Here is a 22619-nt window from a genome sequence, read left to right as displayed (position 1 = left end):
AGGGGTTCTGTGGAAGAACCGACAAATTTGACAAGTTTGGCTCTAACACGATCATAGCGAGCCCTGGAGTTGCTTAAACTGCCCCTGGATCATCGCCTTTTCCTGAAGTATTACCTTGTTCTCGTCAGTCAGAAATGCAATCTTGTCCTGGCAGGCTTTTAGTTCGGCTTTGGTGGTCTCCAATACTTGAGCTGACACAGCCAATTCCTTGCTCACATCTGCTTTTTGGGTGGTGATCACTGCCATGTTTTCCGCCATTTGTTCATTTTTATGCTGGGAATCCCGATACTTCGTCACGGCGTCTTCAAGCTCGCGCTTCAGACCCTGGATATCTTCTATCTTTCCGTTTAGCTCCCTGTTTAGCGTTGCATTGGCTTGTTCAAGTTTACCGGCGTTGCTTTGTAACTGTGCATTAGCATCAAATAACTCAGACGCTTTGGACTCGGCTTGGGTGAGCCGGTGTTGCAGATCACGAATCTGATCTTTTAATCCCTGAATAACAGTGCGAAACTGTTCGCGCTCCTGCTGACGGTCTTCCGCTGTGCGCTGCTGATAGTGTTCAAAGTGCTCTCGAATATCCTTGTTTTCCTGCTTGAGTTCAGCAACGCTTCCCTTCAGTTCAGTAGTCCTCGCAATCGCTTCGTCTCGTTGGGACTCGGCTTTAACCAGGCTGATACGCGCACCTTCCAGAAACTTTTTTTCCTCACCTTTTTCTTTGTTTTGCCGCTCAATCTGGCTTTCAAGATCTTGTTGTCGAGCAGTAAGCTGCGCGATTGTGTTTTTGGAATCGGTCAACTCTTTACGAAGCTCGTTATTGAAACCTTCAAATTCCTGACGGGCCTGCTCGATACGATGGTCGGCCATTTGTTGTACCCGCTCATACAGCGACTTTACCACTTCGATTAAGTCGTTCGGTAGCCCGCCGATATCGGCCGCCTCTCCGTTATCTGATCGCCAACGTTTGAGCAGTGGTGCGATGGTGCTTTTGCTGCCGGTTCCGAGGTGTTCACGCACCCGGTCTACAGTAGGTTCTTGGCGCTGACTTTTGATCGCTTCAGCGGCTTTGGCAACGTCGTGGTAAGTGACACCGGCACGGGCCATGTGGATTCCTCTCAGATTATTTAATAACGTATTATGTAACACGTAAAATAACATTATATTGATGTTTTTCAAATACGATTGAATTTCAAATTCTAACCAACGATAATGACCATTATCGTTGGTTATGATAATCAGGCATAATTTTTTCACTTGTAACGCCGGTACATAGCCGCCTTTTGAGCGACCGCGATAGGAATTCGATTCATGCACAGCAAACCACCCAAATTGACCACTGACTTATCATTACGTAATGAGCGATCATATCAGATTGCCCATCGGGAATCCGAAGCGCTGCGTCACTATCTCCAGGCAGCCACCTCTGACAACACGCGCAAAGCGTATCGCTCGGCCATTCGCCAATTCGAAAAATGGGGTGGCCGACTGCCTACCGACAGGGATACTGTCGTGCGCTATCTACTGATCAAAGCTGAATCTCTCAACCCTCGGACACTGGATCTCCACCTGACGGCCATCGGCCAATGGCACTACTACCAGGGAGTCGCTGATCCAGTAAAAGATCCTCTCGTGCGCAAAACGATGGAAGGCATCCGCCGCACTCACGGCCAACCCAAACGCAAAGCCAAGGCGCTGCGCCTGGAGCACATCGCACAGATGGTAAAGCATCTCCAGCAACTACCAGATAGCAAGAAGAAGTATCGGGATATCGCACTGGTGCTAACGGGCTTCTTCGGGGCGTTTCGTCGCAGCGAGTTGCTCGCAATACAAGTCACGGACCTGGTGTGGGAGCCTGAGGGCTTGATCATTCGGCTGCCCCGTTCCAAGACCGATCAGCAAGCTACTGGCTTAGTGCGAGCCCTGCCTTTTGCAGGGAATCCAACCTGTTGTCCAGCCAGAGCAATAAAGCAATGGATGGATACCGCTGATATAGCGATTGGTCCGCTGTTTCGGCCGGTCAATCGCTGGGATCAGGTTCAAGCCAGGCAATTGAATCCTGGGGCAATCAATGATGTGCTCAAAACCCTTGGTAAAGCCTGTCAGTTCGATTTTGTCCCCGAACTGAGCAGTCACAGTTTTCGTCGCGGCCTCTCTACCTCGGCGGCTCGGGAACGCGTGGACTATGAACTGATTAAAAAGCAAGGAGGTTGGAAAAGTGATGCTACCGTTTGGGAGTACATTGAGGAAGGACAGCAGTTCAACAATAACGCGTCAGTCATTCTGATGGAAAAAATGAGTTTGCTGCTGAACGCTGAATCTCCAAAAAAGGGAAAGTAAACAGGATCGAAATCATCTCGGTGCGAACATGATAATGCCCATCCCTACCAGAGTGACGGCCACGCCAACAAAATCCCATAGGTGCGGGCGAATCCCATCCACACCCCATAGCCACAGCATGGCTGTCGAAACATAGACGCCGCCATAGGCGGCATAAACCCGGCCCGCGGTGGTTGGATGAAGAGACAGTTGTAGTTGAACAAATATGTTTGTAACCGTAACAAATAAGTCTGTAACTAAAACGGTGGAATGCAGGCTGTAGCGTGATTTAAGGCGAAAATCGTTCATTCAGTTACAAATATAATTTTCGGTAAGGCATATCTGACGACGGTAGAATCGGGGCTCCAGCACTGTCCAGTTACAGACTTATTTGTTTGCCCACAACAGTAACCAGGCAAACAACGCCAGGCTGAACGCAGCCGGCAGCAGAACCCATGCGGATGCCGATTTCTTCAGCCAGAGGTATGGCAGGTAGCAGCCGACTATTTCCGCAATAGCTGTGATGATAAACAAACCGAGCGTGTAGAGGATGGACATACGAAGTTCTCTTGTTAGTGCTGATCCGTTTGGCTGGGCACGGGTTGATCCCGGCAAGCTTCTTCGGGCAGTTCGATTTCAATTGTGGTGTGAGCCAGCGGGTATTGTTCGAGCGCCATAGCAATGGATTGTTTGATGGCACAGTATTCGTCAGGGCCAAAAACTCCCTCGTGATCCGCTACGATATGGGCCGTCAATACATGCTGTTCACCATCCAGGGACCAGAGGTGCTGGTGATGAATTCCGCTGATGCCATTAATGCCAATTAGTGTTCGCCGGATCTCTTCGTGAAGCGCCTTATCTGGAACAGCCTGAAAGAAAAGCTTGCAGGTTACCCAAAGATTCCGACACACATTAAACAGAATAAAGAGAGTAAACCCCACCGATAACAATGGGTCGAGAATAGGCCAGTCGGCAAACTGCAAAACGATTGAAATAATCAGCACTGCCACCCACCCCAGCACATCTTCCAATAAATGCCAGTTCAATACCTTTTCGTTCAGCGTATTTCCCTTGCTAAGGCGATAAGCAGCAATACCGTTGACGGTGACGCCCAGAATCGCCAGCGCTAACATGCCCTCGGTGACGGGCATCACTGGATTGGCCAGTCGGGGAATTGCTTCGCCTAATACCCACAGCGATCCGGCAATCAATACCAGGCCGTTGATCAGGGCGCCGAACAGGGACAACCGCCGGTAGCCATAGGTGAATTCGGTGTCGGCGGATTTACGTCCCAGCCGGTTCAGGAACCAGGCGCTGCCAATGGACAGACTGTCGCCCAGATCGTGCACCGCATCGGCCATGATAGCCGTGCTGTTGGTGAGCCAGCCGCCGATGAATTCGATGATGGTAAAGCCCACGTTAAGAAAGAACGCCATTGCTATGCGGCTTGCACTTTCATCTTTGTGGTGTGAATGATCGTGTTGATGCATGAGCAACCCTTACACAATAAATGTACCTGCCCTGACCGTAACGATAAGGGCAGGCACAACGTTTATGCCATGTCGCTTAACTTGCCTTTTGAAAACCAGGCAAACAGCACCGGCAATACAAACAGCGTCAAGAACGTAGCGGTTACCAACCCGCCCACGATCACACTCGCCAGAGGCTTTTGGATTTCTGCGCCGACACCATTCGACAGCAGCATGGGGATCAGGCCCAGTGCCGAGGTAATAGCAGTCATCAACACGGGCCTTAGCCTTGAAACCGCTCCATCAAACACCGCATCCGATACTTTAAGGCCGTCCGCAATCCGTTGATTGATGCTTTCCACCATGACAACGCCATTCAGTACAGCGACCCCGAACAGGGTGATGAAGCCCACTGAGCTGGGTACCGACAGATACTGGCCGGAAATCCAGAGTGAAAACACGCCACCAATCACCGCCAGCGGGACATTCACCAGAATCAGCATGGCCTGGCCAACCGAGGCAAAGGCAAAATAAAGCAACAAGGCAATTAATCCCAGCGAAACCGGCACCACCAGTGCTAAACGCTTTTGCGCTCTCTGCTGGTTTTCAAACTGGCCACCGATATCGACGGAATAGCCGGTGGGCAGGTCCACTTGCTCCACAATCGCCTGACGAATATCGGCAACCACGCTGCCCATGTCCCGTCCCTGAACATTGGCCTGAATTACAACCCGACGCTGCACGTCATCACGACGTACCTGCGGTGGTCCAGATGCGATACTGACTTCCGCCACATCCCCTAGGCGTACCCAGGCACCTGACGGGGCCTGTAAGCGCAGATCGGCAATGGTTTCACGGTCTTCGCGAAACCGCTCGGCGAGCCGCACGTAGATGTCGTAACGCTCGTTGCCATTGATGATCTGGCCGGCACTGGCACCTCCCAGCCCTTCGCGTACCAGCTCCATCACGTCGCCCACGGCCAGACCGTAACGGGACAAAGCTCTGCGGTTCGGCTTCACCACCAGTTGAGATTCACCGGCGATCTGCTCCATGGCCACATCGCGCGCCCCTTCGATTTCTTTCACTGCGGCCTCAATGGCCTGGCCCTTTTCGGCCAGCACGGCAAGATCGGGACCAAACAACTTGATGGCCAGCTGCGCTTTGACGCCCGAGAGCAACTCGTCCACACGGGTTGCGATGGGTTGCGAGAAGTTGAGCAGTAAGCCTGGGTGTTGCTCCAGTTTCTGTTCCATCAATGACTGGAGTTCATAACGGTTGTCTGCACTGGTCCATTCCGGCACCGGTTTAAGGCCAATATAGATCTCGATGTTATTCACCGGCTCAGGATCGCCGCCGATTTCAGCCCGGCCAATACGTGACAGTGCATAGGTTACCTCTGGGAACTCCATCAACTTGGCCTCCAGTTTGGGGGCCACTTCCAGCGCGGTATCCAGACTGGAAGAAGGCGCCAGGGTGACGCGCAGATTAATGGTACCCTCCTCCAGTTCAGGCACGAATTCGGTACCCAAGCGGGGCAGAACCAACGCGGCCGCTACCACCATAATGGCAGCGACACCCACCACCACTTTGCTGTGTCCCATCGCCCAGGCTAAACCTTTACGATAGAGCAGATCGAGCGGCTTCAATACAAAGCTCTCGCGTTGGCGAACCCCCCTGCGAAAGAGATAGGTTGCTAGTGCAGGCACGATGATCAGGGCCACCAACACCGCCGAGAGCATGGCGAGCATGATACTGATGGCCATGGGTTGAAACAGTTTGGCTTCGACACCTTCAAAGCTGAACAGTGGCATGAAGACAACCAGAATAATGGCCGTGGCAAAAAAGATGGGGCGAGCGACTTCCTTACCGGCTTCCTGCAGGCGCAAGGCAATACCATGACGGTCGTGGGCCGCATCAACAGGGTCCACGTCATCGGAATCCACCCGCGATTGTCTCTGGGTATCATGTTCAGCATCCGGGTGCGTCAGATGTTTAAACATGTTCTCCACCATTACTACGGAGCCATCCACCAACATGCCAATGGCGACCGCAATCCCCCCCAGCGACATCAGATTGGCCGACAATCCGAACCAAGCCATCACCATTAAAGCGATTCCAATAGATATCGGGATGGACATCAACACCAGAAAGGTGGCGCGCAGGTTCATCAGGAATAGCGCAAGGATCACGACGATGAAAATAAACGCCAGCAGCAGGGCATTGACCACGGTCTGTACGGCCTGGGTGATCAAATCCGCCTGATCGTAAAATGCCTCGAAGCGAACACCTTCCGGTAATGCCTGGTTAATACGCTCAATGCGTGCATTGACTCCATCAATGGTGGCCTTGGTGTTGGCCCCCATGCGCTTGAGCACGATGCCGGACACCACCTCGCCGAGATTCTCCACCTTGTCGTCGGCGTTCTTGCGCGTCATGGTCACCGCTCCCTGACGGATCTCACTGCCCAGGGCCACTTGCGCCACGTCGGACACGGTGATCGTAGTACCGTCCACGGTTTTCAGTGGCACCTGACGGATCTGTTCCAAGCCCTTCTCACCATGATCCAGCCAACCCGTACCCCGGATCACCAGTTGCTCCTGGCCCCGGTTCATATACCAACCGCCGACGTTGGTGTTGTTGCGCTCCAGTGCCATCATGACGTCGTCCTGGGTCAGCTCGTAGGCCAACAGTCGGGACGGGTTTAGGTTAACCTGGTACTGACGCACCTCACCGCCAAAGGAGAGCACATCGGTCACGCCCTCGGCCGGGATCAATAGCAGCTTCACCACCCAGTCGTTCAAGCTACGCAAAGCCATGGCGTCGAAACCGGCATCGGGTTCTGCCACCAGCAGATACTGATAGACCTGACCCAGGCCGGAAGTATTCGGGCCCATTTCCGGTGTGCCGACGCCATCGGGGATCAGCTCCTTGGCAGCCTGAAGCCGTTCAAATACCAGTTGCCGGGCAAAATAAATATCGGTGCCTTCTTTAAAGACTACGGTAACGCCGGACAGGCCGGTTTTGGAAATTGAGCGCACCTCTTCCACATCCGGTAAGGCGTACATCACGGCTTCGATGGGATAGGTAATAAGCTGTTCCACCTCTTCGGCAGCCAGCCCCGGTGCTTCGGTATTGACCGACACCTGCACGTTGGTGACATCCGGAAAAGCATCCAGATTCAGTTTGGGAATAATAAAAACGGCACTGACCGTTAGTGTGATCAGGGCTATCACCACCAGCAATCGGTTGATGACCGCCCAATCGATAATTCGGTTAAACATGGGGTCTCCTACTGCTTAGTGGTTATGGGGGTCAAAGCCGCCCTTGGCGATCTGAGAGGCAACAAAGAAAGCGCCCTGAGTGACGATGCGAGCCCCCGGACCGACACCGCTAATTTCACGTAGCGGCCCGAGCGCTCGACCCAGCTCCACCTCCACTGGCTGGAATTCGCCAGGATGGTCTTCCACGAACACCGTCCAATCTCCGTCTGCGCCGCGCATCAGTGCGGTTTCGGGTACCGCTAGCACGGGCCTTTTAGTCTGGAATCGGAAATACACCTCGGCGAACTGGCCAGGGTGCAGGCGGTGTTCCGGGTTATTGACCAACAGGCGCACGGTACGGGTACGGGAGATGGGATCAATGGTGTGCGCCTCCTGAGTGACCTTGGCGTTTACACGGACATCCCCAGCCACCACTTCCGCCCGCGTTCCCGCGCCCAGCGTCAGGGAGAGATCGGCGGGCAGGTGGGCCTCCACCCAGAGTTGCTTTTCATCGGCCAACGCAATCAAGGGCGCGCCCGCCTCGATGCGCTGCCCCTGCTCGAAATCATCTCTAAGCACCGCGCCGTCAATCTCGGCATGCAGGGTATACTCCCCTAATGCAACAGATTGCTGAGAAGCGACCAACGCTTGCAAGTCCGAGGCGGAAAGGCCGTAGGCCAGCAGCGTCGCCCGTGCCGCTTCTAGGTTGGTTTTGGCCGTGATGTAACGCTGCTCACCCACGGTTTTGCGCCCAAGTTCCTGTACTCTCTGCCATTCAGGCCAAGCCGTGCGGTAATTGGCTTGTGCTTGCGCCACGGTTTCACTGAACAGAGTAACCAGCGGCTGACTCTGTTCGACGTGATCGCCCAGGGCGACATGGCGGCGCAGCACCACGGAGGGCACCCGGGGCGATACCCGGTAACTGGTGTAGCCGTTGGAAAGGATCTCCCCCGGTGCGTAAAGCTGATAATCGACCTTTCTGGGAGTCAGTGGGTTTACCTGAATATCGGCCAGGGTCATTTGCGCCGGGTTCAGTGAGGCAGAAGTAGCTTCTTCGTGACCTCCATGCCCACCATGATTATCGTGGTCACCGCCCTCGCTATGCTCTTCATGCCCGTGTTCTGAGCCGGAGTTGTGCTCGTCGTGGGCACTGTGTTCATCATGATTTTCGTCGCCATGATCATCGTGGCCGTGCTCGCTGTCAGGCTTATGCGCATCATGCTCTTTATGGTTTTCCTCACGATGATCGTCATGATTATCCTGTTCGCTATGGGGTGCCGCCGTTGTCGCTTTTTCCTGCCCATGCTCAGACTCAGATTCTTTGGCGTGGCTGGCGGTTGCGGTCGCAAGACCAGCCACCAAAATGGCTACCAGTGTTTTATTCATGTTTATCATTCCTGTTTAATTCGTTGACGCTGTCGATGACTTTGTTGCGTTGTTCAGGTGGCCCGATTGCTGAAGTGCTTCGGTGAGCGCAAGCCGTGTCTGCTTTTCCAGCTCAATGCCTGCCAGCAGGCTTTCGGTGCGTTGATTCAAGGCCAGCAGATAATTAGTGGTGGACAGATCACCCGTGCGCCATTGCCGTTTCAGCAGTTCGGCGCTGTTCTCGACCCGACCCTGAACAACCTCTTGCCAGCGGCGATATTGCTGTTCAAAGCGCTGCCAGGTGGCCTGTGCAGCCTGCCAGTCAAAGCGCTGCTTGCGGTAGATAGCCTGAAAACGAGCCTCGGCCTCCAGCGCTATGCGTTCAGCGGCGCGAGTTTCTGCGCTGAAGTTGTTGCGGACATTCAACGGGATGGAGAAGGTCAGCCCTACAACGCCTTCTCCACCATCACGCCCGGCATTGACGCCAAAGGTGGGCTCCGCCTTGGCGGTACGCCGTGTCACTTCAGCTTCCTCCTTCAGCGACTGCCAGCGGGCGTGGGCGCTGGCTACGGCCGGGTATTGCCGTAGCTCCTGATCCGAGGTCAAGTCTGGCTGGGAGGGCCAGAAATCATCAGGAATGCCGCCTCGCGTGGGCGTCCATGCGGGCAGCAGCTCGCGAACCCTGATTTCGGCTTTCTGTATCGCGGCTTCGGCCTCGGCAACCTGAGCCAGCTGCTGTGACAGGGACAGAAAGGTGAGTTCGGCATCGATGCTGCCCAGATCACCTGCCTGTTGGCGCTTATCCACCTGTTCGAGCAAGGCGTTAAGTTGCTGCTGTTGCGCTTGGGCAATGGCGGCGGCGCGGTTGGCGGCATGCCACTCCACCAGTGCGGCAAGCGCATCGGCGGTTTTGTCCAACACTTGTTGCTGGTACAGCGCTTCGGCGGTGCTTCGCATAAAGCCCGCCTGCTGCCGTCTTGCGCCCCGTCTGTCCCACCAGTCTATGGTCTGCTGAACGCCGACCCGGTAGTTGTCTTCCTCTTCATTACGCTCCAAATCGGTGGACAGCTCCGGGTTGTAAAGCGGCTGCTCCAGCGCATCGGCGCTGGCGTTGGAGCCCAGCAATTGCTCGCGGGCGGCAAGTACCTCGGGGTGTTGTTGTATCTGGGAGGCGAGCCAGGCGCTCCAACTCGATGTCTCTGCGTAAGCAAGCATGGCCGGAAAAAACAAGAACGCGCCCAGCAAGGCCCGTCTGGGCCAGTCAAATCGTCTCATATTGATGCTCCTGAAATTCAGCGTGCGACGGTTTGGTCATGCACCGGATTTTGCCGCTGTTGGGGTTCATCCCGGTGAAAGGCGACCTTTATTACGGCATCATCAGGCAAGGCGGGGAGCTTTGCAGAAAAACGCACGCCGCCCTTGCGTGATGCACGTCTGGTGAGAAGGCGCGGTGAGTAATCAGTGGTTGTTTCCGCAATCAATCCGTTATCAGCAGACCAGGCTGCGATGTCTACATGGCCTCGGGGAAGGCCGTAGCGCAGGTGAGCATCCATCCGTCCGAAGACGGTCAGCTCCGCGGCGGTATGGTTCACGGTCACCTGGCGTAAATGCCAGCGTTGGTTGTCGATATTGACGACTTCAATTTCAGGCAAGCTGCTTCCGGCCTGAGCGGAATTGACAAGCGCGAGGCTCAGCGCGAGCCCAATAGCGATCTGTTTCATGATGTTTCACCCTAAAATAAATACCAATTGTTCGCTGTAACCCAAGTCTACAGCGACTGATGACGTGCTTTTGAGGCGCGATCAGGCGATTGGAGGGCGAAACAGAGAGGGGGGAATACCAGAGGTGAGGTTGGCCTGATAGTCGGCTTGTCCGTTTTCTGAGAATAAATTGGCCAAGTGTGAAGCGGCTCCGGTCAGAACGACAGAGCCGTGGCCATGACAATGGCAGCAATGGTGGCAGTCATATACAGACTGTCCGGGCTGATCGGGTGTCTGCTTGGCGAGCAGATTGTCGTTTTGGGTATCAGTGGCACTGGATTGGTGCGAATGGTCGAATTCCAAGTGCTCCGTCCCGAATTGATGAAGCTGGTGAACGTCCGCCATGGCAGCCACGGATTGCAGGGCAATCAGTAGAGCCAGTAGACAAGTTAAATGATGGCGGATGTTCATGTGAAATGTGGAGCCCTTATGTTGTCAGGTTCAAAACACTAGCTGCCATAGACTATCATATTATAGAAAAGTTCACCAAAACCGTTTCCGGTCAGGATTTCAGCTGCAAAATACGTCGTGCACCGTTTAGGACAACGACGCCAATAATGAGACCAATCACCAGATCCGGATAGCGGGAACCGGTCCAGGCGACCAGGCCACCAGCCAGGATAACCCCCAGATTGGCAATCACGTCGTTGGCGGAGAATATCCAGCTGGCTTTCATATGCGCTCCACGATTCCTGCTTTTGGCGATCAGCACAAGGCACAACACATTGGCCGCCAAAGCAGCCAGGCCCATACTCATCATCAGGACGGACGCTGGCTCGCTGCCAAACATAAACCGCCGCACAACTTCACTCAAAGCGCCAAACGCCAACATCAGTTGCAACCAGCCAGAAAAATGTGCCGAGCGCAGTTTCAACCGAGTGCTGCGCCCAACGGCATAGAGCGCCACGCCATAAACGGCGGCATCAGCGAACATGTCCAGGGAATCGGCGATCAAGCCAGTGGATTGCGCCCACCAGCCGATGGTGATTTCAATGACAAACATGATGCCGTTGATGGCGAGTAGCCATTTCAGAATACCCGATTCTTTTTGTGCCTCCTGTTGTGCATCTTCATGTGCTTGGGCGATGGCATCACTGTCTACGGGTGATGTGATTTCAAGCGTAGCGCCCAAACCAACAGAGTGCATCCGTTCCTCAATCACATCGGCATTATCCCCATGAAAGATACGCACTATGCGATTGGGGGTATCAAATTCCAGCGTTACTTTGGGTTCCACACTATCCAATGCCATGCGGATCACGCCTTCCTCCGAAGGGCAGTCCATCCTGGAGACATGATACTCGCTAACATAGCCGCCTTGGACGACGCTTGTGCCATCGGAAATCTGTGGTGTGTTGTCTCGTGCATCGCTGTTACAGCTAGCACAGCATTGCTCAGTCATATTAAAACGCTCTTGTTTTTTCCTGGTTATGCAGTTTAAATTCTATAGTCACTATAGAATCAAGAGTGAAATTGGTGGTTATGAAAATAGGAGAATTGGCGAGCGTTACCGGCTGCTCAATACAGACGATCCGTTATTATGAAAAAGAAAATCTGCTGCCCTCAACCCAACGCACCGAGGGAAATTTTCGCTTGTATGACAAAGCGGCCGTCGACCTGTTGCTGTTCATTAAACACTGCCGCAGTCTGGATCTCAGCTTGAAGGAAATCCGTCAACTATTGGCGCTCAAACGCTCGCCTGGCGCGCAATGTGATAAGGTGAATCGGATGATGGACGCCCATATTCAACAAGTGGAAGACCGCATTGCCGAGCTGACGCAATTGCGTAGGCAACTCAAAGCGTTGCGCCGCAGTTGCTCAAGCGACCGCACGGTGGAGCAGTGCGGCATACTGCAAAATCTGACCACCTAGTCAGAATCCGAAGCGGTAACATTGGTTTTCTGATCATTGGAAGTCACACGTCTACCCTGGATATCCCATTCCACCTTGTTCGGCGATTTTTCACTGAGGTCGGGCTCATGGCGCAGTTTCTGGCCAGTTCCAGGGAAACTGCTCGAGGCTATGTCCGTGTAGACAGGCGAGGCAAGGCATTGACGTAGATCGCTCGTTTCGAATATTATGGACGAATCGAACGATATTTGGTGAGGTACCAGACCATGGACACACTTTCTGCCAATGAAGCCAAAACCCAGTTTGGTGACCTGCTGCTAAAAGCGCAACGTGCGCCAATCCAGATCAATAAAAACGGAAAACCGGTTGCTGTGGTTATCTCAATGGATGAGTACGAGAGCATTAAAGCGCTCAAGCTGAGATTGTTGCAGTCGAGGGCCACTCAGACCAAAGCTGATATCAAAGCAGGTAACACCGTTGATGGTGAAGCATTTTTTAATGATTTGGAATCAGGTCACCACGACTAGACGATAAAATTTCTGGGGGAAGAAAAATGTCTGCTGTCGAGCTGAATGCAGAACAACTTCAGATGGTAAAGATCATCCATGACCACGCCCTCCGGTTTCCTCTTACCGAAGCCGGGGATGAGCAATTATTGCAAACCTGCTACGACTACATGGATGTGTTCAAACGGGTGATGGATAGCACCTCTCACATCCAAATGGATTACATCTGTCAGCAATACGATGGCTTTTATCGTTTTGCCAAACTCATGGAAATGCTGGCACAGGGGATCGCCGATGGCATTGTCGATGTTCCCAAGGATCATTAGTCCCGCCAATACGCCATGTCAAATTACCGCTTAACCCCGGATGCTCAATCCGATCTTATCGACATTCGTCGTTTTACCCTAGACCGATGGGGAGAAGCGCAGTCGAAGAAATACCTGTTCGAACTCCGACAAACCCTTCACCTGCTGGCTGAAACCCCGTCCCTGGGAAAGCCCAGGCCGGATGTAGGGGAGGACGTGTTGAGCTTCCCCCACATCAGTCATGTCATTTATTACGTGGTTCATGCGCAGCAGTTGGTGGTGTTTGGTGTCCTGCACAAGCGGATGGTGCCAGTGAATCACCTGGATGGGCGCGAGGTGATTTAAATGTGGCTGACGATCGGGCCGCATTGAATCGGCACTCGCTATGGAAAATATCGAACGTATTCAGCTGTTATCCAGCACGGAAGTCGAAGAGTTATATGCTCGCCCAGAATTCAATACCCATGAACAAAGCCTGTATTTTTCATTAAGTCCGACAGAACGCGCCGCGCTTGAGCAGTTTCGCAATACCCAGACCCGTATCCACTTCATCCTGCAATTGGGTTATTTCAAGGCCAAGCAGCAGTTTTTTAACTATTCGCTCGATGAGGTCAGTGCCGATGTTGAATATATCGTTGCAACCTATTACAACGGTGCAGATGCGGCACAGTTCACCGGAAACCTCTCTCGTGAATATTCGCGTAAGCAACGCCAGGCGATACTGTCACTTTTCGACTACCGAAGCTGGTCGCCTCAATTTAGAGCTGAAATAGAATCCCACATCGGTCTGTTATTACGCTATTACCCCAAAGGGCACAGTGCTTTCCGGCAGTTGCTCGCGTTTTTCGATCACCAGAATTTAATCATTCCGTCCTATCGAACGTTCCAGGACATGTTCAGCCGCGCCTTTGCCGCCGAGGAACAGCGGTTAAATAACGCCATCTCTTCCATACCGTCATCAATCAGTGGCCAGCTTATGACGCTGGTGCGGCGAGATGATGGTATCACGGCGCTCAACATCATTCGCGCGGATCAAAAAGACTTTCAGTATACGGCGGTCAAATCGGAAGTGGACAAAGCCCTGCGGATTGAGGAGTTGTACGAGTTTGCGAACGGTTTTATTCCGTCTCTGGGGTTGTCAAAGAATGCCGTTCGCTACTATGCCGATGTTGCCGAACAGTATGCCGCATCCCGCTTACGTCGGCTGAGCAAACCGCAAAAATGGCTCTATGCTTTGTGCTTTGTTTACCACCGCTACCAACAGATTATGGATAATCTGATCGTTAGTTTTTGCTATCACACCCGCGCCATTATGGACGCCGGCAAGACCTACGCCTCAATGGCTCATATGGAGCACAGCTCCAAGGTGGTGACCGACTTTCCCAAGCTGGCCAAGTTTTTGAAGTGGTTCCCAAATCGAAACCCCAACATGAGTCAGGATGAACTGAATGAAGCAGCCTACAGCATGTTGCCCAAAGAGCAGTTTTCAGCCATGGCAGAGTTTCTGGAAGGCAAATCTTTCGATAAGAAAGCCGCCTTGTGGGAGTACTATGGAAAATCTTCTCGCATATTTGCACTGTATCTTCGCCCGATATTTACAACAGTCAAGCTGGAGTACTACAAGGAAAACAGCTACATCGGCGAATTGATCAATCTACTGAAAGCGCATTATGCCAGCGGGAAAAGTCCATCGGATTTAAAAATTTGTGATGACCTGGGGTTTACCATCCCCAAAAACATGAATCAATATTTGAAGCGGGAACCGAATGACACGCACATCGATCCGTACCTGTTCGAGTTCTTTGTTTACCAGAAAATTTATCATGAGATTGACCGTGGCCGTCTCTATTGCAATGACAGTGTCTCTTACTGTGATATCGATACCGATCTGGTGGACGACGCACTGGTAGACGATGTTGAGAAGATCGCGGCGGAGTTTGGTTATCCCAAGATACCCATCTACTGTGATCAGCGACTTGAGGAGGCGCTTCAGGAGCTGAACAACGCCTGGGAGCGAACGACTCACAATATCCGTGAGAATAATAATCATGGATTCAGTGTTCGAGAAACCAAGACCGGACAACAACACTGGAGTTTGCTCTATGACAGTGTTGAAAAGCTGGATGATGCGTTCTTTAAAAACCTGCCCAAGGTGGACATTGCCAGTATTGTCATGTTCATCGGCGATCGGATTGGAATGTGGAGCGCATTTACCCACATGAAAGATCGCTACACCAAGCGGAAAAAACCGCTGCCTCTGGCGATCAACGCCTGCTTGTTATCAGAGGCGTTTGGGTTCGGTACATTGAAAATGGCTGATATGTCTGACCTGGAAATCAGCCAGTTACGTGCAATGCGGGAGGATTTCGTGCGGGTGGATACGCTATGCGCCGCCAATGAAATTGTCAGTAACCACATTCATTCGCTTCCCATATTTAATCAGTGGAATTTGATGGATGAGAAAGTACTAGCGGATGCGGATGGACAAAAATTTGCGACCACAGACAGTACAATTCAATCCCGTTACTCCAGGAAGCACCTTGGCAAAGGCCGTGGTATCTCACTCTACACGCTGCTCGCCAACTATGTGGCAGTTAATGCGAAAAATATCGGCCTGAACGAGTACGAAGGACATTCGCTGTACGATATGATCTACAACAACAAAACCGATATTGATATCCACATGGTGACCGGTGATAACCATTCATTGAACAAGCTGAATTTTGTCACGCTGGATTCCATCGACGTGGATTATGTCCCCAGCATCAAAAATGTGCGAGACGCTGCTGACGATATCTATACCGCTGAACCGTTAGACTATGACACCGGAATCCTCAAACCCAAGGGCGTGATCAATGTTGATCGTATCCGCTCACAACGTCGAGGTGTCATGCGGGTATTACTTTCACTCATCATGCAGGAGAACACCCAGAGCAATATCATCCGTAAGCTCAACTCACATGCCCGTTATGCCAGGCTCAAAGCCGCGCTGTTTGAATATAATACCATCTTCAAGAGTATCCATGTTCTCAATCTGATTGACGATATGGAGCTCAGGAAAGCAATCCGAAGCGCCCGTAATCGCACAGAGGCCTACCATCAGCTTCAGAGCAATATCCGGAAGACTTATAACGGCATCTTTCAAGGCAAAAGAATCGTCGAAAACCGGGTCAGTGCCCATGCTGCCAGGTTAATCGCCAACTGTATCGTGGCCTACAACAGCATGATCTTGAATGCCGTGTACCAAAGGATGCTGGCCAACGGCGCGCCTCAAGCGGTCATCGATGAATTTATCCGGATTTCACCGATTGCCTGGACACATACGTTATTTACAGGTCGGTATAACTTCAAGAAAAGCAGCGGGAAAATTGATGTAGACGCGATGGCAAGGATATTGGAGGATCATGTGAAACAGCATTTTTGGCGTGACGATGGGCCTCAGAATTGATGATAAATTGGTCGTTTATGCAAACTTGTCAAATTTGTCGGTTCTTCCACAGGACCCCTACAAGCGCTGGGCAATAAATTTCACCGGCGCTAGAAAGACAACCTTATCAATAGGATCGTATCATGCCAATTTTCGATAATATTCTAGATACCATTGGTCGAACCCCAATTGTGAAGCTGCAGAAGATTGCACCGAGCCATACCACTGTTTATGTCAAAGTGGAGTCTTTCAATCCTGGAGGCTCCGTCAAGGATCGACTTGCTCTAGGCGTCATACTTGATGCGGAACAGAAGGGATTACTAAAGCCGGGTGACACCATTGTTGAATGTACTTCAGGAAATGTCGGCATTGCATTGGCAATGGTTGCGGCGGCGAGAGGCTACCGGTTTGTGGCCATCTTGGGGGATGGCTATTCTGTCGAACGTCGTAAAATGATTCGTGCCTATGGTGGCAAAGTCATACTGTTTCCTAGCGAAGAAGGTAGCAGTGGTGGAAATCGTATCGCTGATCGGCTGGCTGAACAGCATGGTTGGTTTCGACCACGGCAGTTTGATAACCTCGCGAACCCCAACTTCCACCGCATGACTACTGGAGCAGAGATTCTAAGTGACTTCGCCGGGAAGCGACTTGACTATTTTGTAACTGGATCTGGCACAGGCGGAACCCTGACGGGTGTTGGCCAAGTAATGAAGTTGGCCCGTCCAAAGTTGCGCATTATTGCCACCGAGCCGGCCAATGCTGCTGTAATTGCTGGAGAAGGATGGAGTGTACATGCTATTCAGGGCTGGACGCCTGATTTTGTACCAAGCTTGCTTGACACCAGAGTCATCGATGAGCTGCTGACAGTGGATGAGTCCGATGCGTTGGAAATATCACGTAGGCTTTGTTCGGAAGAAGGCATATTCGTTGGTATATCAGCTGGCGCAACAGTGGCGACCGCCCTGCGTGTGGCCAATTCTGCCCCAGAAGGTTCTGTTTTGCTGGCAATGCTTCCTGACACGGGTGAGCGTTATTTATCTACGGTGCTATTTGACGGAGTGAGTGAAGGATCTGACGACGAGTGGCTCGAAGCACTCGGTTAGGATTTATTCATTTCTGTTTCCCGGTATAACTGGTTCTTCCGTTTCAATCATTCGAACAAACAATGGGGCAACGTCCCACATTTGCAATGACAGAGAGTACGAATATGACGGCTATTGCAGAAGATAAGATACGTATCAATGAAGATCGCTTGTGGAACAGTTTGATGGAGATGGCTACCATTGGAGCAGGTGTAGCGGGAGGCTGCAATCGTCAGGCCTTGACGGATGCTGACAATGAAGGCCGCCATCGATTTCAATCCTGGTGCGAAGCGGCGGGACTGACACTGGGCGTCGACCAGATGGGAACTATGTACGCTACCCGCAGAGGAACCCGACCGGATGAGCTCCCAGTCTACGTTGGTTCCCATCTCGATACACAGCCAACCGGTGGTAAGTTTGACGGGGTGCTTGGTGTATTGTCGGCACTAGAGGTGGTACGTACGTTGAATGACCAGAATGTCCGCACAGAGCGCTCGATCGTGATTGTGAACTGGACTAATGAAGAAGGTTCCCGCTTTGTACCCTCCATGCTGGGTTCAGGGGTATATGCTGGTATCTACTCGCTAGACTATGCCCATGGCAGGAAGGATCAGCAAGGTAGGACTCTTGGTGCTGAGTTGGTACGAACGGGATGGCTCGGTGAGGAGCGGGTTGGTAGCAGAATTATGCATGCCTATATTGAATATCACATCGAGCAAGGGCCAATACTTGAAGCCGAAGGTCAGACCATCGGCGTTGTTACTCATGGCCAGGGTCAATCCTGGCTAGAGGTCACGTTGACCGGACGTGAAGCCCACACTGGTTCAACACCGATGAACATGAGGGCAAATGCCGGATTGGCCATGGCGAGAATCTTTGAAATGGTCCACGGTATCGCGATGGATAACCAACCAGGCACAGCCGGTTCCATTGGGCAAGTTTTATTCTCCCCCAACTCGCGTAATGTGCTTCCCGGAAAGGTCGTATTTACTATCGATATTAGGGCTGTGGAGAAGGCTAAGCTCGACAGCATGTGTGCAACCATTGAAGCGGAAACCCATAAAATTGCAGCTGCACTTGGTGTAGGCTGTTCCATCGAACCCATCGGCCACTATGATCCAATTGCATTCGATTCTGGATTGGTATCCATCGTACGGAAATCGGCAGACAAGCTCGGTTACAAAAACATGGATATATACTCAGGGGCCGGACATGATGCTTGCTGGGTAGCTCGGGTGGCCCCCGCTACCATGATAATGTGTCCTTGTTCGGGTGGTGTATCTCACAATGAAGCAGAAGAAATTACCAGGGAATGGGGAGTTGCCGGTGCCAACGTACTATTACATTCCCTTCTTGCAACGGCCGGGAGTGTGTGAGCTATTCTGTGTAACAAACAGGCTTGGCTCCCGTAGGGAGCCAACGATTTACATTGGGCCAGTAACTTCATAGCTTCAACCGGCTTCAACATTACGCATAAATAGCCACATCACTGCTTACGAATCAGACGATTGTAAATATAATATAGGAAATCGTGGATCGAATTACACCGATCCTCTAAATCCGTATCAGTCGTGAGCTTACGAACCGCTTGCGTGACAAGTCGTATTCATTATGATTTTTGCTGAAGTGTTTCCTGATACACCCAGGGCAACCACTTCTCCGGGCAATCCCTGACCTGACTCTGATACCTTTGCAGGCAAGTCAAGTAATCAAGGAGATTCACCTGCGCCTCTGCCGCCGTCGCTATTACCGAAGTCAACACATCGCCGATGGCCGCACCGCTCGGTGTTTTATAAAATTCGCATTCTTCCGATTACGGACGACCAGCTTGATGTATCGCTCCATGATGTTGTTGTCGATGGGGGCACCTTCCTGAGTACAGAATCGGGCTAATCCTGCAAAATGCTTGTCGAAGTAACGAATGGCCTTGCCCAGACCGCTGTTGTCTTCTACGCCGCCCGTTTCCAGCTTGCACCTTCTTACAGAATCCGGGAAAGGCTGCTTCCGGATTCTCCATGCATCAAGTCGAGTTTTCGATATAACGCATAAACGGTAGCGCTTCTAAGCTCATGAAATAGCATAACTTTGTGCGCCCTTAATTCCCTTTTTAAGGTGAATAAATAATTCATAATTATGAATTATTGCCAAAACTGCTTCTTTATGTTTTCATAATTATTACTTACTAATTATGAAATAGGGTTTCATAAATGATCGCTATTGTTGGATGCAATAAGGGAGGGGCCGGTAAGACGACGACAGCAACTAATCTGGCGGTCGGTTTAGCGGCTAAAGGCAAGGATGTTTGCTTGGTAGATGCTGATCCTCAACGTAGTGCAGCTCGCTGGCATCAGGATCGTGAAGAAGCCGGGCATAATCCAATCATCACCTTGGTGGAGAAGCGGGACAATATCAGCCAAACCCTGCGTACATTGGATGAGAAGTTCGATTACGTCATTGTCGATGTAGCTGGGCGAAACTCCCGCGAGATGATAACCGGTGCTGCTGTTGCTCAAGTGATCATTGCCCCCCACCAGGCTTCCCAGCTTGATCTGGATACACTGGCAGAGCTCCAACAGCAGACGGTGCGTATCCGAGACCTTAACCCTGATCTTAAGGTATTTATCTATCACGCTATGGCAAGTACCAACCCATCCGTTAAAGAAACTGAGCGGCGGGAGTTTTTGGAGTATGTAAGTCAATTTGAAGAATTCCAGCCACTAGAGTCGATCAGTTACTACCGAAAGGCATACAAGGACGTGATCCCTGTGGGGCAGTCCGTTTTGGAATATGGAAACGAGCAGGCAATTCAAGAAGTACAGGCACTCATTGCGGAGGTGTTTTGATGACCATCAAGAAGCGTGAAGCCAGAATAGAGGATGTAGAGAAATTAGCTAATGAGCTGGCGGATAAACCTTATGGAGCCCAGGCCAACAGCACTGAAGAGCGATTGGTTCGTACCTCTCTATCTCTGCCCGCCTCGATGCATGAGATTCTGGAAGACATGGCTCGTGAAAATAAGCGGGCTGGAAAAGAGCTGAGGACAGTCAGTGCTATTGTCAGAGAAGCCATCGAGAAATACCTAAAGCATAATTCATAATTATTTTTTAGGTATTATTTATTATGAATAATGAAAATCTCAATAAGCTGATTACAGAGTCTTTAGCCATAGAGGCAGAAGCCGCTAAAGAAGCGGGGAAACTGGGCTTTATGGCTCGTGCGCTCGTCCAAGCGACCTTGCCTCATTCTAAGATCGAAGGAAACGAGTTTGAGCGTACCAATGGGGCTTTCACCCTAGCCATGCTTGCGCCTTCCAGTGTGGGCTTGCCCTACGGCAACATTCCCCGGCTTTTAATTTCATGGCTAACCACTGAAGCAGTGAAAACCCGCAATCGTGAAATTATCTTGGGTGAAACCCTTAGCCAATTCATGGATGAGCTGGATATGGCGCCTACGGGTGGGCGCTGGGGAAGCATCACCCGATTACGAGATCAGATGACCCGGTTATTTTCCTGCTTTGTGTCATGCACTTACACCGGCCATGACATGACTGGCATGCGTAACATCATGATCGCGGATGAAGCTAATTTGTGGTGGAGTCCCAAACAACCCGACCAAGCAGCCCTGTGGCAAAGCTCTGTAACGCTGTCAGAGCGATTTTTCTGGGAAGTTGTAGAAAACCCTGTCCCAGTTGATATTCGTGCCCTGAAGGCTCTCAGACGCTCTCCAATGGCGTTAGACATTTATTGTTGGCTTACATATAGACTTAGTTATCTGAATAAGCCTACCAACATACCATGGCCAGCGTTACAAGCTCAGTTCGGTGCCAACTACGCGACAGATGCAAAAGGGGTAAGGAACTTTAAACTGAAATTTCTGCAGGCCCTCAAAAAAGTCCAGGTAGTTTATCCGGAAGCTCGGATTGAAGACGGTGGACCTACGTTGATATTGAAACCCAGCCCTACACACATCCCCAAGCTCTATAACCCCGTGGATAACTAAAGTTATCCACGCATAAACGGTAGCGCTCACGAAAGTCAGATGTTGCAAGGCTTCCAGAGACTTTTTCAAGTTATCCACGCATAAACGGTAGCGCTCTGACGCATAAACGGTAGCGCTCCTCTTTATTACCTGTATTAAACCTATATAAATAAATAACCTGTAATTAAACCCATAGGGTCTGTGGATAAAAATCAGACCTGTTTTAAAAGAGCTTCTTTTCTGGTTTTTCCTTTTGATCATGGTCAGACATAAAGTCATCGGGAATATTAAGGGAATCCACCAATTCAAAAAACGAATCCCAGTTACCAGGCCTACGAGACAAAATGACATCCCCGGTTTTCGGATCTCGACGCACATAAACTTCATCACAATCAAATCGGCAGTCCGCTGGAAACACGACCACCTGCTCAGATCCTTTCGTCAATAACTTCACGGTGTGTCTCATGCGATTTCCTTATAACGTCAAAACCAAAAAGAGATTGAATCTGATTTTGCAACATCGGTCATCACGGGTCGCTTCCCGATGACGGTCAAAAGATCATGGGGCAATGAGTAGACCAAGAACCACCAGATAAAAGGCTATAGACAGATTACGAGCCAATATTTCTTTCACACCGGATGCACATGCTGTGCTCCCAGTTAAGCTGCTGTTTTACAAGGATAAATCAATCATCATTTTGCATGTTTATCGTAAAGTGTGCGTGCTTAAATTGATCGTATACTATTGATTTATAAAGTAAAATAGCGAATAAAAGAAGGTTTGTTCAAATCCAGTTTCAACCGGATAAAAAATAGCATTCCGGCAACACGAAGTACCAGCAAATCTGATGAAACGGACACTGATTGCAGCCATGACGTCACTAAGTCAGACTTTATTTCTCTGAAAAGTGGTGCTTTCCGGAGACGCTAAAGAGGATTTCCACATGCCCAGAACCGTGAAAATATCCGACGAAATGATCCATCTTGCAGAGAATGAAAGGCTGATCAGTGGCCGCTCTCTGGCAAACCAGATCGAGCATTGGGCTAGAATAGGACGGACGATTGAGCAATCACCTGCATTCAATTACGAGCGGATAAAGGCCGCACTCACTGCCCAGATTGCCTATGATGATTTAACTTTCGAGGAGCAAGAGGTGTACCTGGAAGAGTTGGGCGAAGCTTTGTGGGCTGAACCGGACGCAAAAACGAAAGCGCTGTATGCACAGCTGACCGGCCCCGGCGTGAATAAAAACGATAAAATGTAAATTCAAACCTGCGGAAAAAAGCCTTAGACCGGTTCCGG

The 22619-nt window shown here is 51.2% G+C and carries 23 protein-coding genes and 1 pseudogene; 12 read left to right on the top strand and 12 right to left on the bottom strand.

The window, feature by feature from the left end; genetic code table 11:
• Positions 1 to 51: 51 nt before the first annotated feature.
• On the bottom strand, positions 52 to 1311 hold the full coding sequence (locus FT643_RS22155) for a DNA-binding protein (RefSeq protein ID WP_245820078.1): 1260 nt from the start codon (positions 1309 to 1311) through the stop codon (positions 52 to 54).
• On the opposite strand from FT643_RS22155, the gene FT643_RS22150 reads away from it, so the two are divergent.
• The gene (locus tag FT643_RS22150) at positions 1306 to 2334 is read left to right on the top strand and encodes a site-specific integrase (protein ID WP_035458165.1); all 1029 of its coding nucleotides are present in this window, start codon (positions 1306 to 1308) and stop codon (positions 2332 to 2334) included. The genes FT643_RS22155 and FT643_RS22150 overlap by 6 nt on opposite strands.
• Positions 2335 to 2346: 12 nt before the next feature.
• Here FT643_RS22150 and FT643_RS22145 read toward each other — a convergent pair whose 3' ends face one another.
• From FT643_RS22145 to FT643_RS22105, 9 genes and pseudogenes are all read right to left on the bottom strand, one after another.
• On the bottom strand, positions 2347 to 2622 hold the full coding sequence (locus FT643_RS22145) for a YnfA family protein (RefSeq protein ID WP_081737543.1): 276 nt from the start codon (positions 2620 to 2622) through the stop codon (positions 2347 to 2349).
• A gap of 96 nt (positions 2623 to 2718) precedes the next feature.
• Positions 2719 to 2865: pseudogene (locus FT643_RS22140) on the bottom strand (YnfA family protein); the annotation flags it as partial.
• 20 nt (positions 2866 to 2885) lie between these two features.
• On the bottom strand, positions 2886 to 3803 hold the full coding sequence (locus FT643_RS22135) for a cation diffusion facilitator family transporter (protein ID WP_035458167.1): 918 nt from the start codon (positions 3801 to 3803) through the stop codon (positions 2886 to 2888).
• 62 nt (positions 3804 to 3865) lie between these two features.
• Positions 3866 to 7063, bottom strand: a complete 3198-nt coding sequence (locus FT643_RS22130) for an efflux RND transporter permease subunit (protein WP_076515227.1) — start codon at positions 7061 to 7063, stop codon at positions 3866 to 3868.
• A gap of 15 nt (positions 7064 to 7078) precedes the next feature.
• Positions 7079 to 8428 (bottom strand): efflux RND transporter periplasmic adaptor subunit, encoded by a 1350-nt coding sequence (locus tag FT643_RS22125; RefSeq protein WP_156873594.1) that lies wholly within the window; start codon positions 8426 to 8428, stop codon positions 7079 to 7081.
• A gap of 15 nt (positions 8429 to 8443) precedes the next feature.
• Positions 8444 to 9682: a TolC family protein gene (locus FT643_RS22120; RefSeq protein ID WP_156873593.1), complete on the bottom strand. Its 1239-nt coding sequence runs from the start codon at positions 9680 to 9682 to the stop codon at positions 8444 to 8446.
• A 17-nt stretch (positions 9683 to 9699) separates the two neighbouring features.
• On the bottom strand, positions 9700 to 10128 hold the full coding sequence (locus FT643_RS22115; RefSeq protein WP_156873592.1) for a hypothetical protein: 429 nt from the start codon (positions 10126 to 10128) through the stop codon (positions 9700 to 9702).
• 81 nt (positions 10129 to 10209) lie between these two features.
• Positions 10210 to 10578: a hypothetical protein gene (locus tag FT643_RS22110; protein ID WP_076515232.1), complete on the bottom strand. Its 369-nt coding sequence runs from the start codon at positions 10576 to 10578 to the stop codon at positions 10210 to 10212.
• A gap of 91 nt (positions 10579 to 10669) precedes the next feature.
• A complete protein-coding gene (locus FT643_RS22105) occupies positions 10670 to 11569 on the bottom strand; it encodes a cation transporter (protein WP_068435057.1) in 900 nt (299 codons plus the stop codon).
• Between the two features lie 80 nt (positions 11570 to 11649).
• Between FT643_RS22105 and cadR the strand changes: the two genes are divergently transcribed.
• The 7 genes from cadR to FT643_RS22070 all read left to right on the top strand — a co-directional run bounded on the left by cadR (position 11650) and on the right by FT643_RS22070 (position 18714).
• Positions 11650 to 12039, top strand: coding sequence for a Cd(II)/Pb(II)-responsive transcriptional regulator (cadR, locus tag FT643_RS22100; RefSeq protein ID WP_068435055.1), 390 nt, complete (start codon positions 11650 to 11652; stop codon positions 12037 to 12039).
• Between the two features lie 245 nt (positions 12040 to 12284).
• The gene (locus FT643_RS22095; RefSeq protein WP_068435052.1) at positions 12285 to 12545 is read left to right on the top strand and encodes a type II toxin-antitoxin system Phd/YefM family antitoxin; all 261 of its coding nucleotides are present in this window, start codon (positions 12285 to 12287) and stop codon (positions 12543 to 12545) included.
• A gap of 26 nt (positions 12546 to 12571) precedes the next feature.
• Positions 12572 to 12850 (top strand): arylsulfatase regulator, encoded by a 279-nt coding sequence (locus tag FT643_RS22090; RefSeq protein ID WP_076515235.1) that lies wholly within the window; start codon positions 12572 to 12574, stop codon positions 12848 to 12850.
• A 15-nt stretch (positions 12851 to 12865) separates the two neighbouring features.
• The gene (locus FT643_RS22085; RefSeq protein ID WP_068435048.1) at positions 12866 to 13174 is read left to right on the top strand and encodes a type II toxin-antitoxin system RelE/ParE family toxin; all 309 of its coding nucleotides are present in this window, start codon (positions 12866 to 12868) and stop codon (positions 13172 to 13174) included.
• Positions 13175 to 13214: 40 nt separating this feature from the next.
• A complete protein-coding gene (locus FT643_RS22080) occupies positions 13215 to 16277 on the top strand; it encodes a Tn3 family transposase (protein WP_068435046.1) in 3063 nt (1020 codons plus the stop codon).
• 122 nt (positions 16278 to 16399) lie between these two features.
• Positions 16400 to 17359, top strand: coding sequence for a cysteine synthase A (gene cysK / locus FT643_RS22075; protein WP_156873591.1), 960 nt, complete (start codon positions 16400 to 16402; stop codon positions 17357 to 17359).
• A gap of 104 nt (positions 17360 to 17463) precedes the next feature.
• Positions 17464 to 18714, top strand: a complete 1251-nt coding sequence (locus tag FT643_RS22070) for a Zn-dependent hydrolase (RefSeq protein WP_156873590.1) — start codon at positions 17464 to 17466, stop codon at positions 18712 to 18714.
• 379 nt (positions 18715 to 19093) lie between these two features.
• On the opposite strand, the gene FT643_RS24125 is transcribed toward FT643_RS22070, so the two are convergent.
• A complete protein-coding gene (locus tag FT643_RS24125) occupies positions 19094 to 19378 on the bottom strand; it encodes an IS66 family transposase (RefSeq protein WP_411267826.1) in 285 nt (94 codons plus the stop codon).
• Between the two features lie 167 nt (positions 19379 to 19545).
• Between FT643_RS24125 and FT643_RS22060 the strand changes: the two genes are divergently transcribed.
• From FT643_RS22060 to FT643_RS22050, 3 genes are read left to right on the top strand one after another with little or no spacing between them, the layout of a single operon-like run.
• Entirely contained in the window at positions 19546 to 20181 is a 636-nt protein-coding gene (locus FT643_RS22060; protein WP_156873589.1) for an AAA family ATPase, read from the top strand.
• Positions 20181 to 20435, top strand: a complete 255-nt coding sequence (locus FT643_RS22055) for a hypothetical protein (protein WP_156873588.1) — start codon at positions 20181 to 20183, stop codon at positions 20433 to 20435. The genes FT643_RS22060 and FT643_RS22055 overlap by 1 nt, the downstream gene beginning before the upstream one ends.
• Positions 20436 to 20458: 23 nt before the next feature.
• The gene (locus tag FT643_RS22050) at positions 20459 to 21337 is read left to right on the top strand and encodes a replication protein RepA (protein WP_156873587.1); all 879 of its coding nucleotides are present in this window, start codon (positions 20459 to 20461) and stop codon (positions 21335 to 21337) included.
• Positions 21338 to 21539: 202 nt separating this feature from the next.
• Here FT643_RS22050 and FT643_RS22045 read toward each other — a convergent pair whose 3' ends face one another.
• Positions 21540 to 21782, bottom strand: coding sequence for an antitoxin (locus tag FT643_RS22045; protein WP_156873586.1), 243 nt, complete (start codon positions 21780 to 21782; stop codon positions 21540 to 21542).
• 478 nt (positions 21783 to 22260) lie between these two features.
• Here FT643_RS22045 and FT643_RS22040 point away from each other — a divergent pair, with 478 nt between their 5' ends.
• Positions 22261 to 22581, top strand: a complete 321-nt coding sequence (locus tag FT643_RS22040; RefSeq protein ID WP_156873585.1) for a TA system antitoxin ParD family protein — start codon at positions 22261 to 22263, stop codon at positions 22579 to 22581.
• The last annotated feature ends 38 nt before the right edge of the window (positions 22582 to 22619 follow it).

It is taken from the genome of Ketobacter sp. MCCC 1A13808, assembly GCF_009746715.1.
In the GTDB taxonomy this organism is placed as follows: Bacteria; Pseudomonadota; Gammaproteobacteria; order Pseudomonadales; family Ketobacteraceae; genus Ketobacter.
The sequence above is the reverse complement of the archived record's forward strand: the minus strand, read 5'-3'. Positions and strand labels throughout refer to the sequence as shown.

What these genes read in the sequence shown, in the direction of transcription:
- FT643_RS22060 (WP_156873589.1), top strand. Translation starts at nt 19,546, where the DNA reads ATGATCGCTATTGTTGGATGCAATAAGGGAGGGGCCGGTAAGACGACG.
- cysK (WP_156873591.1), top strand. Translation starts at nt 16,400, where the DNA reads ATGCCAATTTTCGATAATATTCTAGATACCATTGGTCGAACCCCAATT.
- FT643_RS22105 (WP_068435057.1), bottom strand. Translation starts at nt 11,569, where the DNA reads ATGACTGAGCAATGCTGTGCTAGCTGTAACAGCGATGCACGAGACAAC.
- FT643_RS22040 (WP_156873585.1), top strand. Translation starts at nt 22,261, where the DNA reads ATGCCCAGAACCGTGAAAATATCCGACGAAATGATCCATCTTGCAGAG.
- FT643_RS22090 (WP_076515235.1), top strand. Translation starts at nt 12,572, where the DNA reads ATGTCTGCTGTCGAGCTGAATGCAGAACAACTTCAGATGGTAAAGATC.
- FT643_RS22050 (WP_156873587.1), top strand. Translation starts at nt 20,459, where the DNA reads ATGAATAATGAAAATCTCAATAAGCTGATTACAGAGTCTTTAGCCATA.
- FT643_RS22085 (WP_068435048.1), top strand. Translation starts at nt 12,866, where the DNA reads ATGTCAAATTACCGCTTAACCCCGGATGCTCAATCCGATCTTATCGAC.
- FT643_RS22150 (WP_035458165.1), top strand. Translation starts at nt 1,306, where the DNA reads ATGCACAGCAAACCACCCAAATTGACCACTGACTTATCATTACGTAAT.
- cadR (WP_068435055.1), top strand. Translation starts at nt 11,650, where the DNA reads ATGAAAATAGGAGAATTGGCGAGCGTTACCGGCTGCTCAATACAGACG.
- FT643_RS22070 (WP_156873590.1), top strand. Translation starts at nt 17,464, where the DNA reads ATGACGGCTATTGCAGAAGATAAGATACGTATCAATGAAGATCGCTTG.
- FT643_RS22055 (WP_156873588.1), top strand. Translation starts at nt 20,181, where the DNA reads ATGACCATCAAGAAGCGTGAAGCCAGAATAGAGGATGTAGAGAAATTA.
- FT643_RS22080 (WP_068435046.1), top strand. Translation starts at nt 13,215, where the DNA reads ATGGAAAATATCGAACGTATTCAGCTGTTATCCAGCACGGAAGTCGAA.
- FT643_RS22120 (WP_156873593.1), bottom strand. Translation starts at nt 9,682, where the DNA reads ATGAGACGATTTGACTGGCCCAGACGGGCCTTGCTGGGCGCGTTCTTG.
- FT643_RS22045 (WP_156873586.1), bottom strand. Translation starts at nt 21,782, where the DNA reads ATGAGACACACCGTGAAGTTATTGACGAAAGGATCTGAGCAGGTGGTC.
- FT643_RS22125 (WP_156873594.1), bottom strand. Translation starts at nt 8,428, where the DNA reads ATGAATAAAACACTGGTAGCCATTTTGGTGGCTGGTCTTGCGACCGCA.
- FT643_RS22095 (WP_068435052.1), top strand. Translation starts at nt 12,285, where the DNA reads ATGGACACACTTTCTGCCAATGAAGCCAAAACCCAGTTTGGTGACCTG.
- FT643_RS22110 (WP_076515232.1), bottom strand. Translation starts at nt 10,578, where the DNA reads ATGAACATCCGCCATCATTTAACTTGTCTACTGGCTCTACTGATTGCC.
- FT643_RS22135 (WP_035458167.1), bottom strand. Translation starts at nt 3,803, where the DNA reads ATGCATCAACACGATCATTCACACCACAAAGATGAAAGTGCAAGCCGC.
- FT643_RS22115 (WP_156873592.1), bottom strand. Translation starts at nt 10,128, where the DNA reads ATGAAACAGATCGCTATTGGGCTCGCGCTGAGCCTCGCGCTTGTCAAT.
- FT643_RS22130 (WP_076515227.1), bottom strand. Translation starts at nt 7,063, where the DNA reads ATGTTTAACCGAATTATCGATTGGGCGGTCATCAACCGATTGCTGGTG.
- FT643_RS22145 (WP_081737543.1), bottom strand. Translation starts at nt 2,622, where the DNA reads ATGAACGATTTTCGCCTTAAATCACGCTACAGCCTGCATTCCACCGTT.